Source organism: Pseudomonas sp. 05L36, from assembly GCF_056398125.1.
This window is the reverse complement of the sequence record NZ_JBFTOU010000017.1, coordinates 70237-86621: the sequence shown is the minus strand read 5'-3', so window position 1 is coordinate 86621 and position 16385 is coordinate 70237. Positions and strand designations below refer to the sequence as shown.

General features: G+C 60.8%; 13 protein-coding genes. 5 read left to right on the top strand and 8 right to left on the bottom strand.

Features of this window, described 5'->3' with window-relative positions; translation table 11 throughout:
• Positions 1-51 precede the first annotated feature (51 nt).
• Positions 52-771 (bottom strand): AAA family ATPase, encoded by a 720-nt coding sequence (locus AC1DKH_RS18745; RefSeq protein ID WP_477798901.1) that lies wholly within the window; start codon positions 769-771, stop codon positions 52-54.
• 1315 nt (positions 772-2086) lie between these two features.
• On the opposite strand from AC1DKH_RS18745, the gene lexA reads away from it, so the two are divergent.
• Genes lexA through AC1DKH_RS18725 form a run of 4 tightly spaced genes read left to right on the top strand, consistent with a single transcriptional unit; the run spans position 2087 to position 7818 of the window.
• On the top strand, positions 2087-2704 hold the full coding sequence (lexA, locus tag AC1DKH_RS18740; protein WP_347906995.1) for a transcriptional repressor LexA: 618 nt from the start codon (positions 2087-2089) through the stop codon (positions 2702-2704).
• Positions 2704-3321, top strand: a complete 618-nt coding sequence (gene imuA, locus AC1DKH_RS18735; RefSeq protein ID WP_223462842.1) for a translesion DNA synthesis-associated protein ImuA — start codon at positions 2704-2706, stop codon at positions 3319-3321. Before lexA ends, imuA begins: the two co-directional genes overlap by 1 nt.
• Before the next feature lie 7 nt (positions 3322-3328).
• The gene (locus tag AC1DKH_RS18730) at positions 3329-4744 is read left to right on the top strand and encodes a Y-family DNA polymerase (protein WP_477798900.1); all 1416 of its coding nucleotides are present in this window, start codon (positions 3329-3331) and stop codon (positions 4742-4744) included.
• Complete coding sequence (locus AC1DKH_RS18725; RefSeq protein WP_477798899.1) at positions 4720-7818, top strand: error-prone DNA polymerase; 3099 nt, start codon at positions 4720-4722, stop codon at positions 7816-7818. The genes AC1DKH_RS18730 and AC1DKH_RS18725 overlap by 25 nt, the downstream gene beginning before the upstream one ends.
• A gap of 133 nt (positions 7819-7951) precedes the next feature.
• Here the strand turns inward: AC1DKH_RS18725 and AC1DKH_RS18720 are convergent, their stop codons facing one another.
• From AC1DKH_RS18720 to AC1DKH_RS18690, 7 genes are all read right to left on the bottom strand, one after another.
• Positions 7952-8614, bottom strand: a complete 663-nt coding sequence (locus AC1DKH_RS18720) for a flavin reductase family protein (protein ID WP_477798898.1) — start codon at positions 8612-8614, stop codon at positions 7952-7954.
• Positions 8615-8626: 12 nt separating this feature from the next.
• Positions 8627-10114 (bottom strand): amidohydrolase family protein, encoded by a 1488-nt coding sequence (locus AC1DKH_RS18715; protein WP_477798897.1) that lies wholly within the window; start codon positions 10112-10114, stop codon positions 8627-8629.
• Positions 10111-11307, bottom strand: a complete 1197-nt coding sequence (locus AC1DKH_RS18710; protein WP_477798896.1) for an amidohydrolase family protein — start codon at positions 11305-11307, stop codon at positions 10111-10113. Before AC1DKH_RS18710 ends, AC1DKH_RS18715 begins: the two co-directional genes overlap by 4 nt.
• 156 nt (positions 11308-11463) lie before the next feature.
• Positions 11464-12516, bottom strand: coding sequence for an extracellular solute-binding protein (locus tag AC1DKH_RS18705; RefSeq protein WP_477755206.1), 1053 nt, complete (start codon positions 12514-12516; stop codon positions 11464-11466).
• 16 nt (positions 12517-12532) lie between these two features.
• Positions 12533-13321: an ABC transporter permease gene (locus tag AC1DKH_RS18700; RefSeq protein ID WP_007995935.1), complete on the bottom strand. Its 789-nt coding sequence runs from the start codon at positions 13319-13321 to the stop codon at positions 12533-12535.
• Positions 13318-14235, bottom strand: a complete 918-nt coding sequence (locus tag AC1DKH_RS18695; RefSeq protein ID WP_477764018.1) for an ABC transporter permease — start codon at positions 14233-14235, stop codon at positions 13318-13320. The genes AC1DKH_RS18700 and AC1DKH_RS18695 overlap by 4 nt, the downstream gene beginning before the upstream one ends.
• Position 14236: 1 nt before the next feature.
• A complete protein-coding gene (locus tag AC1DKH_RS18690; protein ID WP_477755208.1) occupies positions 14237-15322 on the bottom strand; it encodes an ABC transporter ATP-binding protein in 1086 nt (361 codons plus the stop codon).
• Between the two features lie 140 nt (positions 15323-15462).
• On the opposite strand from AC1DKH_RS18690, the gene AC1DKH_RS18685 reads away from it, so the two are divergent.
• Complete coding sequence (locus AC1DKH_RS18685) at positions 15463-16152, top strand: GntR family transcriptional regulator (RefSeq protein WP_007987445.1); 690 nt, start codon at positions 15463-15465, stop codon at positions 16150-16152.
• The last annotated feature ends 233 nt before the right edge of the window (positions 16153-16385 follow it).

Here is a 16385-nt window from a genome sequence, read left to right as displayed (position 1 = left end):
TCGGGAGTTGTCGCGGTCTGCGGCAGCTCCCCCGTGTGCGCTTCCAGTTGCTTATGTTGCGAATACAGGTTCAGTAACGGCTCGGATAAACGCATCGTCCACAGTCTTTACGCCATACCGATGCATGAACTCACTACCATTGGCAAAGCGATTGAAGCGTTGCTGGCTAATCATATAAAAATAATCACAATGGTTAATTACCTCATCAACATTGTGCGATGAAACCAGAATAGCGGTGCCCTCCCTGGCGGTGCCGTGAAGGCATTGCCAAATATAGCGGCGAAATTCAGGATCTACACCGGCAGTAGGTTCGTCGAGAATCACGAAATCTGCAGACATTGAAAGAAGAGAGAGCGTAAAGAACCAGCGTGTCTCTCCGTAGCTGCACAGCGATGATTTTTTGTTCCATATGTCTTGGTATCGGTTAACTATCGCAGGGCTCCACGCACTTAGTTTTTCTAAGGTTGTTTCTTGTGTCATGGGCTCGCTTGATGACAGTGCAGTCACCATTTTAAAAATGTCACGCATGCGCAATGGTGGGGGGGTGGAGATGATTTGAGAAAGGTATAAAAAGTGACTGAAGTCGTTTTTTATGAAGCCGGACTTTGCTTTTTTAAGGTCGCAGACGATATCGAAAAAAGTTGTTTTTCCAGATCCGTTGGGCCCCAGAATGCCGACAATGTTACCTTGAGCAACCTCAAGAGATGCCTGGGTCAAGAGGGGGTTGTCTGTATAGGAGAAATCGATGCTCTGCGCCGTGAATTTTTTCATCAGTATCGGCTCCATACGGGATTGACTCTCAGGTGCTTGAACGTTCTGTGCAGTACTGAAATAAATAAAATAATTATTGCTGTCGTGATGAGTTTGTTGGATTCAAGACCTTGTTCCATTATCTGGCTTGCAAGTGTCAGTGGGTTTGCGAGGTTCAAAGTGTCGGTGATGGGGTTTGATCTGCTGGCACTCATTACGCCGAGAATCAGCATGCAGAACGAAAAAATGGAAAGCAAAGTGTTCGAGTTCTGAAAGTTGATCGGTAACAATGAAAATGCAGCCCCGAAAGTGCAAAACATGATAAAACAGATGTAAAAGCGTAGTGCGATATTCAGTAGTTCATTGAGGTTGTAGTTTTCAAATGGGAATTTGGTCGTTAAGTAAAAGGTTGTGCAGTAAGATATTGATATTAGCGAGTAGGCAGTGAAGTGCGATAAGAGAAAAATCAGTTTTGATTCCCTGGAGTAAATAAATGATCGGGTGAACCCGCTTTCCCTTCTTCCGATTATGTAAAAGGCGAATCCAAATAATGCGACACTAGAAGAGATATAAGCATAAAACCATGCTGAAATCGTAATGTAATTGCTCGAGAAATAGTTGGGGTCTTGCCTGGTTGTTGCAAAAAAATAGAACATCGCACAAGGTGATATCAAGATCCAGAAAAAGGCAATGGGTTCTTTTAATTGTTCTTTTATGAATATGGATACCAGGGAAGAAACTCTGGGTATAATATTTTTGGTCATTGGGTGGCGATTCTCCATGTTTGTTGTTTTTCATTTTGCTTTTGTTTTGGGGCGCCACTTGGTGTTAAGTGGTGTTGCAAGGATTAGTTGATTTTGCTGTTGGATGCAAGCGAGAGAACTTTGTGTTGTAGGGGGATTCCTGCATGTTTTTAAGATGCGTCCTGCATGATGTTAGGAATCTTAGTGGCTTGGTTTTGTTTTGGTGTGGATAGTTTTTAGCGTGGAACTGTGGAATTCCTTTTTGAATCTGTATTTTAGTTATCGGCAAGCAGAAATGATCTTGCTATGTTGAGTAGAATATTTCTGTAAGAATAAATGTGCGGTTTGTACTTTTTTTATGGATTTTTATTTTCTTGAGAGGCTAATTTTTTAGAAAGGCGACGAACGGTAGGCCTTATTTTTTGATCGTCCGTTTTGTTCGAGTACGGAGCGCTGGACGTTACGTTTGAACCGGCTTCCTGTAGGAGCTGCCGCAGGCTGCGATCTTTTTGCTCTGGTCTCAAGAGATCGCAGCCTCGTTTCACTCGACAGCTCCTACAAGTCCTTGCCAGGAAAAAGCCAAAAGAGTACAAATGTACTCCATGACGACTCTGACTCCCCGCCGTACCGCCATCCTGACCTTTATCCGCGATCGCATCGCCGAGCACGGTCAGCCTCCGAGCCTCGCTGAAATCAGCGAGGCGTTCGGTTTCGCCTCCCGCAGCGTCGCGCGCAAGCATGTGCTGGCGCTGACCGAAGCCGGGTTTATCGAGGTCAACCCGCATCAGGCCCGGGGCATTCGCCTGCTCGGGCAGCCGCCGCGTCCCGAATTGCTGGACATCCCGGTGCTTGGCCGAGTGGCGGCCGGTGCGCCGATTGGGGCCGATGCGGAAGTCCATAGCCGCTTGCTGCTCGATCCGTCGATCTTCTCGCGGGTGCCGGACTACATGTTGCGGGTGCGGGGTGACTCGATGATCGAGGACGGCATCCTCGACGGCGATCTGGTGGGCGTGCACCGCAGCCCCGAGGCCGTTAATGGCCAGATCGTCGTGGCGCGGCTCGACGGCGAAGTCACCATCAAGCGCTTCGAGCGGGTCGGCGATGTGGTTCGCCTGCTGCCGCGCAACCCGGCCTACCAGCCGATCATTGTCGAAGCCGACCGGGACCTGGCCATCGAAGGCGTGTTCTGTGGCCTGGTGAGGCAAGGCTGATGGGTGCCGTCGTTGCGCTGGATACGCTGTTCAATGGCGGCCAGGTCTGGAAGGGCCGGCCTGCGCCACCGGCTGCCAGCCCGCAACCCACCGGGCATGCTGCGCTGGACGCCGCGTTGCCCAGCGGTGGCTGGCCGGAGGCGGCACTGACGGAAATCCTGTTGGCCGGGCAGGGCGTGGGCGAGTTGCAACTGGTGTGGCCGACACTGGCACGGCTGTCGGCGGCGGGCGAGCGCATCGTGCTGGTGGCGCCGCCTTGTGTGCCGTACCCCCAGGCGTGGCAGGGCGCCGGAGTGGATCTGCGTCAGTTGTCGATCATCCAGGCCAGCGAGCGCGATGCGCTGTGGGCCGCGGAACAATGCCTGCGCTCGGGCAGTTGCGGCGCGGTGCTGTGCTGGCCGCACAAGGCCGATGACCGCGCCTTGCGCCGCTTGCAGGTGGCGGCGGAAACCGGCCAGACCCTGGCCTTCGCCTATCGTCCCCTCGGTGAAGCGATCAACCCTTCGCCAGCGGCCCTGCGCATTGCCATCGATGCCCGACCGGCACAACTGCGCGTGCTCAAGTGCCGCGGCGGCCTGGCCCGTTCGGCGCCGATTGCCTTCGCCGTGGGGCATTGAGGTTGCCATGCGCTGGGTCTGCATTGTTTTCCCGCAATTGGCGCTGGACGCGGTACTGCGTCAGCGCGCCGATCCCGATGAACCCCTGGCGTTGCTGACCGGCCCGGCCCAGCGCCGGGTGCTGCAGGCCGTCAACAGTGCGGCGCGGGCGCTGGGTTTGCGTCCCGGCCAGTCCATGAGCGCGGCACAGGCCTTGAGCAAAGGCTTTGTCACGGCCGAATACGACGCCGCTGAAATCGAACACTGGCAGCAGTTCCTCGCCGCCTGGGCCTATCGCTTCAGTTCCCAGGTCAGCGTGCATTACCCCCGGGCCCTGGTGTTCGAGATCGAATCCAGCCTCGGCTTGTTCGGTGCCTGGCCGCAATTCGAAGCGCTTTTGCGCCGTGAGCTCGACGAGCTGGGGTTTCGGCACCGCATCGTGGCCGCGCCCAACCCGGTGGCGGCGCGGGTGCTGGCCAATGCCTATGACGGTCTGGTGGTCCCGGACGATCAAGCCTTGCAGCATCACCTGGGGCAAATGCCCGTCGACCGGATCGGCCTCGAAGCCTCGGTCGCCACGGCCTTGTCGCGCATGGGCTTGCGCATCTTGAGCCAGGTGCAGGCGCTGCCCCGGCATAGCCTGGCCCGGCGTTTCGAGGCCCAGGTGCTCAAGCATCTGGATGCCCTGTCGGGGTTGCGGCGGCTGGCGTTGACGTTTTACCTGCCGCCGGACCGCTTCGATGTGCGTATCGAACTCAATTTCGATGTGCAGTCCCATCAAGCCTTGCTGTTTCCGTTGCGCCGATTGACCGGCGACTTGTCGGCGTTCCTCTGCGGTCGTGACAGCGGCGTACAGCGTTTCGACCTGCACCTGGAGCACGCCGGGTTGCCGGATACGCTCATCAAGGTCGGCCTGCTCAGCGCCGAGCGCGATCCGGCGATGCTCTTCGAACTGGCCCGGGGGCGACTGGAGCAGGTCCAGGTCGAGGCACCGGTACGCGGTTTTCGCCTGCGTGCCGAAGACCTGCCGACCTTTGTGCCCCAGCATCAGGAACTGTTCGACGATCGCCCGCAGCAGTCCTTGCCCTGGGAGCAACTGCGCGAACGCCTGCGTGCGCGGCTGGGGGATGACGCGGTGCATGGCCTGCGCTTCCAGGCCGACCACCGCCCCGAGTGTGCGTGGCAGGCCAGTGCCGACAGCCAGCCTTGCACGGTGCCGGCCGCGGTGAAGCGGCCGGGCTGGCTGCTGACTGATCCGCTGGCTGTGCATCAGGGCTCGGCGCGCATCCTCATGGGGCCGGAGCGTATCGAGTCCGGCTGGTGGGATGGCGACGACGTACGCCGCGACTATTACCTGATCGAAACCCGTGCCGGCCAACAGGGCTGGGCCTACCGGGCGGTCGGTGAGGACGGCCCGTTGTGGTTGCAGGGCTGGTTCGCATGAGCATCGACTATGCCGAATTGCACTGCCTGTCGAACTTCAGCTTCCAGCGCGGTGCCTCCAGTGCCCTCGAGCTGTTCCAGCGCGCGAAAAAGCAGGGTTATCAAGCCCTGGCGATCACCGACGAATGCACCCTGGCGGGCATCGTTCGCGCCTGGCAGGCGGCGAAGTCCGTGGAGTTGCCGCTGATCATCGGCAGTGAAATACGCATCGAGACCGGTCCGAAACTGGTGCTGCTGGTGGAGAGCCTCGAGGGCTATCAGGCGCTGTGCCGATTGATCACCCGCGCCCGGCGCCGCACGCAGAAAGGCCAGTATCAGGTGCTGCATGAAGACTTCAGCGAACCCTTGCCGGGATTGCTGGCGTTGTGGGTGCCGGACGCTGTCGATGCCTTTGAACAGGGCCGCTGGCTCAAGCAGGTCTTCGCCGAGCGACTGTGGCTGGCGGTGCAGTTGCATTGCGGTCAGGACGATGCCCGGCGCCTGGACGATCTGCTGACCCTGGCCAGGGAGTTGCGTATTCCTGCGGTCGCTTGCGGCGATGTGCACATGCACGCGCGCGGCCGGCGCGCCTTGCAGGACACCATGACCGCGATCCGTCATCACCTGCCGGTGGCCGATGCCGGGTTGCGCCTGCATCCCAACGGCGAACGCCATCTGCGCGGTCTCGATGTGTTGCAGGCGCTTTATCCGCCAGACTTGCTCGCGGAAACGCTGAACATCGCCCGGCGCTGCACCTTTGAACTTGGCCAGTTGCGTTACCAGTACCCCCGCGAACTGGTGCCGCAAGGGCACTCGGCCACCTCGTGGCTGCGTCATTTGACCGCGGAAGGCATCGAGTGGCGCTGGCCAAAAGGGCCGAAAAGCGAAGTGCTGGTGCAGATCGACAAGGAGCTGCAACTGATCGCGGAGCTGGGCTATGAAAGCTATTTCCTGACGGTCCACGATATCGTCCGCTTCGCCCGCACCCAGCACATTCTTTGTCAGGGGCGCGGCTCGGCCGCCAACTCGGCGGTGTGTTTTGCCCTGGGCATCACTGAAATCGATCCGGATCGCACCACGCTGTTGTTCGAGCGTTTTCTCTCCAAAGAGCGTAACGAACCGCCGGACATCGACGTCGATTTCGAGCATGAACGCCGCGAGGAAGTCTTGCAGTACGTGTTCCAGCGTTATGGCCGGGCCCGGGCCGCGTTGACGGCGGTGGTCAGCACTTACCACGCCGCCGGTGCGGTACGGGATGTGGCCAAGGCATTGGGCTTGCCGCCGGACCAGATCAACGCCCTGGCCGATTGCTGCGGTCACTGGAGCGATGAGACACCGCCCGTGGAGCGTCTGCGCGAGGGCGGGTTCGACCCCGAGAGCCCGATGCTGCACCGGGTGCTCCGCCTGACAGGGCAACTGATCGGCTTCCCCCGGCATTTGTCCCAGCACCCCGGCGGTTTCGTGATTTCCGAGCAGCCGCTGGACAGTCTGGTACCGGTGGAAAATGCCGCCATGGCCGAACGCACCATCATCCAATGGGACAAGGATGATCTCGATGCGGTCGGTTTGCTCAAGGTCGATATCCTGGCGCTGGGCATGCTCAGCGCGATTCGCCGATGTTTCGATCTGCTGCGCCGGCACCGGGGGCTGGACCTGAGCCTGGCGAGCATCCCGTCCGAAGATGCGGCCACCTACGAAATGATCGGTCGGGCCGACACCATCGGCGTGTTCCAGATCGAGTCCCGGGCGCAGATGTCGATGCTGCCCAGGCTCAGGCCGAAGACGTTTTACGATCTGGTGATCGAGGTCGCCATCGTTCGGCCGGGGCCGATCCAGGGCGGCATGGTGCACCCGTACCTGCGGCGACGGAACAAGGAAGAACCGGAGGCCTATCCGTCGCCGGAACTGGAAGTGGTGCTCAAGCGCACCCTCGGTGTGCCGCTGTTTCAGGAACAGGTCATGCAGATCGCCATCGTCGCCGCCGACTACAGCCCCGGCGAGGCCGACCAGCTACGTCGCTCCATGGCCGCGTGGAAACGCCACGGCGGGCTCGAACCGCACAAGGAAAGGCTGGCCGCCGGGATGAAGAAAAACGGCTACACCGCCGAGTTCGCCGCGCAGATCTTCGAGCAGATCAAGGGCTTTGGCAGCTACGGTTTTCCCGAATCCCACGCGGCCAGTTTTGCCTTGCTGACCTACGCCAGTTGCTGGTTGAAATGCCACGAGCCGGCGGCCTTCGCCTGTGCGCTGATCAACAGCTGGCCCATGGGGTTCTACAGCCCGGACCAGATTCTGCAGGACGTTCGGCGTCATCATTTGCAGGTTCGCCCGGTGGACGTGCGCGCCAGTGACTGGGATTGCAGCCTGGAGCCGATCGCCGGTGCGCAACCGGCGATTCGCCTGGGCCTGCGCATGATCAAGGGGTTTCGCGAGGACGATGCCCGACGCATCGTGGCGGCACGCTCCAAAGGCGCGTTTGCCGACCTCGCCGACCTCGGCGAACGGGCACGACTCGATGCCCGCGCCCAGGAGCAACTGGCCGATGCCGGCGCGTTGCGTGGCCTGGCCGGTGATCGCCATCGGGCGCGCTGGGAAGTGGCCGGGGTACAAAAGCAGCTGGGTTTGTTTGCCGGCCTGCCGAGCCAGGAGGAGGACGCGGTGGCGTTGCCCAAGCCCACCGTGGGCGAGGACCTGCAAGCCGATTACGCCAGTGTCGGCACCACCCTCGGGCCGCATCCGTTGGCCCTGTTACGCGGTGAGTTGAAGGCGCGACGCTGCCGCAGTTCGAAGGAATTACTGGACGTCGAGCACGGTCGGCCGGTCAGCATCGCCGGGCTGGTCACCGGCCGACAACGCCCAGCCACCGCCAGCGGCGTGACCTTCGTCACCCTTGAGGACGAGTTCGGCAACGTCAACGTGGTGGTGTGGCGCGACCTGGCCGAGCGGCAGCGCCAGGTGTTGGTCGGCTCGCAGTTGCTCAAGGTCGATGGCCGCTGGGAGAAGGAGGGCGAGGTACGGCATCTGATTGCCGGCCGCTTGAGTGATCTGAGTGAGTTGCTGGATGGCATCACCGTGCGCAGTCGGGATTTCCACTGACACATGCACTCCCCCTGTAGGAGCGAGCTTGCTCGCGATGGACTTGAGAGCGCCGCGTTCATTCAGAAAGCCCGCGTTATCGTTATCCACCATCGCGAGCAGGCTCGCTCCTACAGGGTTGTGTCATTGCGTGCTACTTGGTCAGCGGCCAAAACCGCTCCCCACCGCCCGGTGCATCCGTCCACGCCTGTAACGACCGTGTCGGCAGATCGAAGTAATCCCGCGTGCGCGCATAGCCATGCCCGCCCATGCGTCCGATGGCGTCGAGCCCCAGTTGATCGATGTACAGGGTTTTCGGGTCGATCAGTTCGTCCCGCACATGGGCCATCAGCACTTCACCGAAGATGATCTCCCGGGATTGGCCGATGGACAGGGCCATCATCCGCCGGCACTCCAGCGCCACCGGGGCTTCGCCGATGCGCGGGCATTTGACCGTGGTGCCGGGGATGGCGGTGAGGCCGGCGGCGGTCAGTTCATCGAAGCCGGGGGCGAAGGGCACGGCGCAGACGTTCATGGCTTCCACCAGGGCATCGCTGACGATGTTCACGGTGAATTCCTGGTTGAGCTGAATGTTGCGGGTGGTGTCCTTGGGGCTTTGGTCGCCGTAGTTTTCCACGCCCAGGGCGAGGATGGGTGGATCGGCCGACAGCGCATTGAAGAAGCTGAACGGCGCCGCGTTGACCCGGCCTTCGCCGTCGACGGTGGTGACCAGGGCGATCGGCCGTGGCACGACGCTGCCGATCAGGATCTTGTACTTGTCCCGTGGGCTCAATGTGCTGAAGTCGAAGCTTTGCATGGGCAGAAATCTCTAGAGAAGTGGATCAATCGCGCTCAGTGGCGAATGTGCGCTGTAGTCGTCGGCGAACGGGATGGCGGGCTGAAACAGGCTCTTCCAGTCCGGTTGGCCAAAGGCCCGGTCACTGTGGCTGCGCATCAGTTTTTCGAATTGGCGTTGGGCCTGGCGTTGCAGGGCGGGGTAGTCGACGCCCTCGACCTGGCCGTCCTGCATCACGCAACGGCCGTCGATGTAGCTGGCGATGCAGTCATCACCGCGCCCGGCCAGCACCAGATTTTTCAACGGATCGAAGAGAGGTCCCAGGTGCATCCCGCGCAGGTTGAACACGGTGATGTCGGCCTTGCAGCCCGGTGCCAGGCGGCCGAGATCGTTGCGGCCCAGTGCCTTGGCACCGCCGAGGGTCGCGGCGTTGTATAGGTCCAGCGTGCTGGTCAGCTCGTTGCCACCCTCCATCAGGCGAGCGATGTTCAATCCCTGGCGCATGTTGTCCAGCAAGTCCGCCGGCCAGGTGTCGGTGCCCAGGGCGAAGTTGATGCCCTTGGCCCGATAGCGGCCAAACGAATTCAGCGCCTCGCCGTCCCGGGCGAACACCACGGGGCAATGCACCAGGCTCGCGCCGCCATCCACCAGCCGTTGCAGGTCGTCATCGCCTCGGGTGTAGATGCCGTGGGGCAGCAGGCTGCGCGGGGTCAAAAACCCAAGCTGCTGCAACCAGCCCAATGACGAGGTGCCGCGCAGTTGCTCGACCATCGTCACCTCGCCGAGGCCCTGGCAGCAGTGCAAGCGCATCGGTGCGTTCAGTTCCCGACTCAGCGCGGCGGTGCGTTGCAGCAGCGCCGGGGTACAGGTCTGGATGCGATCGGGCAGCAGCGCGCCGCGAATCAGACCGCTGTTCGCACCGTCGAAATCCCGGAAAAACCGTTCGGCGGCATCGAGGCCGGCCATGCCCCGGGCTTCGTCCCAGTGGTGCGCAAGGGTTCCATCGGTGCGCCAGTAACTCATGCCGCTCATGTAGCAAGGGCCGAGGTAAGTGCGTAGCCCCAACTCGGCCACCACACCGGCTACCGCTGCAAATTCGTCATAGGTCTCGGCCCATTCGCGGTAGTACATCGAGGTGATCGGCATGGCGGTGGTTATGCCGTTGCGGATCAGCTGGGTGAAGGCGTAGCGGTATTTGAAGACTTCCTCTTCGGGGCTGTAGCTTTCCCGCGATCCACGCGCCAGATACTGCGCCGACCACATTCGGCCCATGGCGCGCTCGTCGCCATTATCCAGGGTCAGCACCGTGGAATCGAGATCGCCCAAGGCATCCAGATCGATGAAGCCGGGGCCGATCAACGCGTTGCCGTAATCGATCCACCGATCCACCGGCCCCGGATAACCGCGCCCGACAAACTCGATGCGCGAGCCTGTGAACACCACTTCGCCGTCGCGCCACAGCACATGCTGCGTGCCGTCGAAGCCGACTACGCAACTGGCCCGCAAGCCGATGCGCTTCACAGACGGCTTTCCAGCAAACGGCCACCCGTAGCAATTAACCGACCTGCGCGATAGACCTGACGCAGCGGTCGCGAAACCACGGCTTCGCCCAGCGTTTGCACCGGCATCAGCAGGAAGTCCGCCGGCTGGCCGATCTCCAGGCGATTGGCTTCGCAACCCAGCGCCTGGGCGCCGTTGACGGTCGCCGCTTCGAACGCCGCCGCCAGTTCTTCGTCCTTGTTCAAATCGAAACGGAACGCCAGCAACATCGCCCGTTCCAGCATGTCGCCGTTGCCCATGGGCGACCAGGCATCACGAATGCCGTCCGAGCCCAGGCACACATTCACGCCGGTTTCGCGCAAGGCCATGAATGGCGGCACCGCGCAATCGGCCGGGGCCGAGCTCATCAGCGAAATACCCAGCGCCGCCAGGCGCTCGGCCACCGGTTTGACCTGGCTCCACGGCAACATCCCCAGGCAATACGCGTGGCTGATCATCACCCGGCCCTGGCGGCCGTAGCGCTTGGTGTAGTCGGCGATCAGCGCGATCTGCCACAGGCCCAGCTCACCCTTGTCATGCAGGTGAATGTCGACGCCCCGGTCGAACTCGCTGGCCAGTTTGAAGACGAAATCCAGTTGTGCGATGGGGTCGTTGTCGATGCCGCACGGGTCCAGTCCACCGACGTTTTCCACACCCAGGGCCATGGCTTCGCGCATCAGTTCGGCGGTGCCGGGGCGACTGATCAGGCCGGTCTGCGGGAACACCACCAGTTGCAGGTCGATCAGGTCGCGGTATTTTTCGCGCAGTTGCTGCATGGCCTCGACATGATGCAGGCCGAACTCCGGATCGATGTCGACGTGGCAACGCATGGTCAGCGAGCCACGGGCGATGCAGTTTTCCAGCAGGGCACCGGCCCGTTGCGCAATCGGTGTGGTGACTTCGCGCAGGATGCGCCGTTCGTTGGCAATGTAGTCCTTGAGGGTCGGGCCGGCGCTGTTGGGGCGCCAGGGTTGACCCCAGAGGGTTTTGTCCAGGTGCACGTGGCTTTCCACCAGGGCGGGGGTGAGCAACTGGTTCTGGCCGTCGATGTCGGTGGCGAGCAGCTCGGTGGTCGAGGCCAGGCGGCGTTGGCTGAAGCAGCCGTTTTCGATCAGCAGGTCTTCGGCGGTTGAGCCGTAGGGGCGCACGTTGCGCAGCCAGCGGGGTTGACTCATTGCAAACCTCAAATTCAGTGGTGTCTTGGCGGGCCCCATCGCGAGCAAGCTCGCTCCCACAGGGTTTGGGGGTGTTCACAAAATGTGTGATCAGCACAAATCACTGTGGGAGCTGGCTTGCCTGCGAAGGCCACGACTCGGTTTCAAGTCAGGCAATCAGCCCTTGAGCTTGGCCCAAATGCGGTCCTGCAGTTCCCGCGCCTTGTTGCTGCATTCCTTTTCCGGGCGCAGGCGCGAGGCGAACTCGTCGGGCATGTTGATGGCGTCCATCACCCGCCATTTGGCGTCGATCAGCTTGTCGCTCTGGATGCCGTTGGCGTAGGCGATGGCGTTGGACACGGCGGCGGCGTTTTCCGGTTTCATCATCCAGTCGATGAAGATCTTCGCGTTGCCGGGGTGTGGTGCGCTTTTCGGTACGGCGAAGTTGTCCTGGAACATCGCCAGGCCTTCCTTCGGATACACGTACTTGATGGTGCTCTTCTGCAAGGTGGCCCGCGCTGTAGAACCGTTCCAGTTCTGCATCATGATCACTTCACCGGAGGCCATGCGGTCGACGGTGTTGTCCGAGCTGTACATCTTCAGGAAGGGTTTCTGTTTTTGCAGCAGTTCGAGGATGCGCTTGGCGTCCTGCGGGTTTTCGCTGCATTCGTCGACATTCAGGTAGTGGCTGGCGGCGTTGATCACGCTGCTGGAAGTGTCGAGGGCCGCGAGTTGGCCTTGCAGTTCCTTGCGCGGCTCGAAGAACTCTTTCCACGAGTCGTCGAGCTTGCCGCCGGGCACCCGGGCGCTGTCATAAGAGAACCCGGTAGTGCCCCACAGGTACGGTGCCGAGAACTTGCGACCGGGGTCGAAGCTCGGGTCGCGGAACGCCGGTTTGACGTACTGGAAGTTGGGCAGGGCGGAGGCGTCGATTTCCAGCAGCAGGTCTTGATTGATCAGGGTGCGCATGATCGATTGCGATGGCACGATCACGTCGTACGCCGCACCACCGGCCTGTAACTTGGCCAGCAGGGTTTCGTTGCTGTCGTAGCCGTCCATGGTGACCTTGATCCCGGTCTCCTTTTCGAACTTGGCCAGCAGGTCGACCGGGTAGTAGTCGGTCCAGTTGTAGAAGAACAGTTCCTTGGGCTCGGCGGCCTGGGCGGTGAAAACGGTGAAGCAACTGAGGGCCAGACCGGCGACGCCGTAACGCATGCTTTTCAGGATCATTGTTAACGCTCCAGGCTCATTGTTGTTTGCCGCGCTGTCCCAGCCAGAAGGCCAGCACCACCAGCACGATGGAAATCACCAGCATCAGGGTCGAGATCGCGTTGATCTCCGGCGTCACACCGGCCTTGATCGCCGAGAAGATGTACACCGGCAAGGTGGTCGAACCGGGACCTGCGACGAAGAAGGTCATGATGAAATCGTCGAGACTGACCACGAACGCCAACACCGAACCGGACAGCACCGCCGGCCACAGCAGCGGCAGGGTCACCCGGCGAAACACCTGCCAGGGGTTGGCATACAGGTCGTTCGCCGCTTCCAGCAGGCTCTTGTCCAGGTCGTTGAGCCGCGCACGGATTGGCAGGTAAGCGAAGGGAATGCAGAAGCCGATGTGGGCGACGATGACCGTCAGCAAACCGAGCTTGATCCCCAGCGCCATGAACAGCAGCAGGGTGGCGACGGCGGTGACGATCTCCGGCAGGATCAGCGGCAGGTTGATTCCGCCCTCGACCATTTTCTGCCCGTAGAACGGCCGATAAGTCGCCAATGCCGCGAGCAATGCAATGGCTGTGGCACAGACCGTGGCGATGCTGGCGACGATGATCGAGTTCAGCGCCGCGGTCTGGATCGACGGGTTGGCCAGGATGCGTCCGTACCAGGCGAACGAGAACTCGGTCCACACCGTCGCCGAGCGGTTGGCGTTGAAGCTGTAGGCGATCAGCACGAAAATCGGCAGGTACAGATAGGCCAGCATCAGCAGGCTGACTTCACGGGTCAGGGGCAGTTTCTTCAGGTGCAGGGCGATCATGCTTGGGCTCCTGGGCGTTGGGTCTTGGCGGCATTGCGGCTATAGAGGGCGTAGAGCACCAGGGACAGCAACATGATCCCCAGCAACAGGAACGACAGCGAACTGCCCAGCGGCCAGTTGCGCGCGGTGCCGAATTGCTGCTGGATCAGGTTGCCGATCATCAGCGTCTTGCCGCCGCCGAGGATCGCCGGGGTAATGAAGGCACCCAGGCTCGGTACGAACACCAGCAAGGCACCTGCGATCACGCCCGGCATCGACAGCGGCAGGATGATCCGGCGCAACGCGTGCCAGCGGTTGGCACCCAGGTCGTAGGCGGCTTCTACCAGGCGCCAGTCGAGTTTTTCCAGGGTCGAGTAGATCGGCAGGATCATGAACGGCAGGAAGCTGTAGACCAGGCCGACGCTGACCGCGAAGTCGTTGTAGAGCAGGGTGATGCCCCCGGCTTGCGGCAACAGCGCGTTGAGGCTCTGGGCAATCCAGCCGTGTTCGCGCAGGATGATCAGCCACGCATAGTTGCGGATCAGCAGGTTGGTCCAGAACGGGATGGTGATCAGCAACACCATCAGGTTGCGTCGGCGGGGCGTCAGGCTCGACATCCACAGCGCCACCGGGAAGCCGAACAGGAAACACAGGACCGTGGTGCCACCGGCCTGAAACACCGAGCGGATCAGTGCCTGGGCGTAGACCCAGTTCAGTTCCAGTTCACCGTCGAAACCTTCCTGGAAAAACAGCTGAACGTAACTTTGCAATTGCCAGTTGGCCTGCCAGTCGACGCCACCATAGACGTTGCGTGGCAACAGGCTGATGTAGCCCATGATGCCCAGCGGAATGGCGATCAGGGCCAACAGGGTCAGGAGCACCGGGCTGAGCAGCAGCGCACGGTTGAGGGCTGGAGAAGTGCTGCTGACGCTCATCTCAGGCCTCCATCAACAGGCAGGCGTGTGGCGGCAGGTTGACCGCGACGCGATCACCCACCACCCGGCCGTGGTTCAGGCCTTCGTTGTTCTCGCGCAGCATGACCTTGATGTCGTTGTTCAGGCGGCATTGGTAGAGCGTGGCCGTGCCGACATACAGCACGGCTTCGATCACGCCGCGCAGGTGATGGGGCTGCGTCGGCTCGACCAGTTGCGAACGCTCGGGACGGAACGCCAGTTGCACCTTGCTGCCGTCAAAGCCCTGGGCCAGGCAGGGGATTTCCACGGGCATGCCGTTGGGCACGAAGAGCTTTTCGTTCTGCTGGCCGCGCTTGATGTGGCCGGGGAGGAAGTTGATGTCGCCGATGAATTGCGCGACGAACTGGTGTTGCGGCCGTTCGTAGATCTCGTTGGGCGTGCCGATTTGCAGGATCTTGCCGGCGGACATCACGGCAATGCGATCGGACAGGGTCAGCGCCTCTTCCTGATCGTGGGTGACGAAAATAAAGGTGATCCCGGCTTCTTTCTGCACACGCTTGAGTTCGACCTGCATTTCCTTGCGCAGCTTGAGGTCCAGGGCCGACAGCGGTTCATCCAGCAACAGCACTTTGGGTTTCGGTGCCAGGGCCCGGGCCAGAGCCACCCGTTGCTGTTGCCCGCCGGACAGTTCGGCCGGTTTGCGCCTGGCCAGGTGCTGCATTTGCACCAGCGCGAGCATTTCCTCGACACGCTGCGCAATCAGCTTGCGATCAAGGCCCTGCATCTCGAGGCCGAAGGCGATATTCTGCGCAACACTCATGTGCGGAAACAGCGCGTAACTCTGGAACACCGTGTTGACCCGACGCTTGAACGGCGGCAAATCGTTGACCGGCTCGCCCGCGAGGCGAATCACACCGTCGCTGACGTGCTCGAAGCCGGCAATGGTGCGCAGCAAGGTGGTTTTGCCGCAGCCGGAGGGGCCGAGCAGGGTGAAGAATTCGTTGTCGGCAATGTCGACCGAGACGTTATCGAGGGCGGGTGCCAGCCCCGGATCGTCGGAATATCGCTTTGAGACGTTTCGCACTTCGATTGCTGTTGGATGACCCATTATGGTGCATTCCTCTAATTATTGTATGCAAAATCTGGATGCAATTTAGAAATACCCGGATTAATCTGCCCGTGCAAGCCCCTTTTTCAAAGGCTGTTCACTCGCCAGGGTTGGTTGCACAGGGCGCGAGGAGTTGATGAATGACGGAAAAGAAACTGGAAACCACGGTCGACCGCGTCTACCAAGGGGTTTACGAGGCGATCAGCAAACGCTCGTTGCGTCCGGGCATGAAACTCGGCGAAGCCTCACTGGCCGAGCTTTTCAATGTCAGCCGCACGTCCGTTCGGGCCGCGCTCAAGCAATTGGAGGCCGATGGACTGGTCACCACCGAGCCCAATAAAGGTGCATCGGTGTCGTTGCCGAGTGACGAAGAGATCCGCTCGTTGTTCGAAACCCGGCGTTTGATCGAGATCGGTATCGTCAGCGAACTGTGCCGTCGGCGTGATACAGCGGTGACCCAGGACCTGCGCGATCATTTGCTGCTGGAAGATGAAGCGCATCAGAGCGGTGATCACGAACGGCTGATTCACCTGCTCGGCGAGTTCCACATCAAGCTGGCCCGCAGCCTGAACAACCCGGTGTTGCTCGACTGGTTCCAAAAGCTGATTTCCCGGGCGTCGCTGTATGCCGCCGCACTGGATGACGACAGTCACGAGGCCTGCCGCGACGACGAACACCTGCGGCTGATCGAGTACATCGAGGCGGGCAACCAGAGCGCGGCCATCGAGCTGACCTGCATGCACTTGAATGGCATCGAGAAGGCCATTCTGGATGTCGCGGCAACCCTGAAAAGCAGTTACAACCCGCTAAAGCACCTGATTGAGGTGTAGACCCCTCTGAACACCAAACTTTAGGAGCGAGCCAGGTCCGGGCGGCGTTCCGACGATAACAACGGTACAGTCGACATGGATGTCGTCTGACGCACCGCTATCGTCGGAACGCCGCCCGGAGCCGGCTCACTCCTACAAGGGTTCTGCAAAGGCCCGCGAGAATCAGCTATACCTCTATGAAACGAATACTGTGCAGGATGCTCGAAACAAACGGGTGCAACTTACCGGGATAG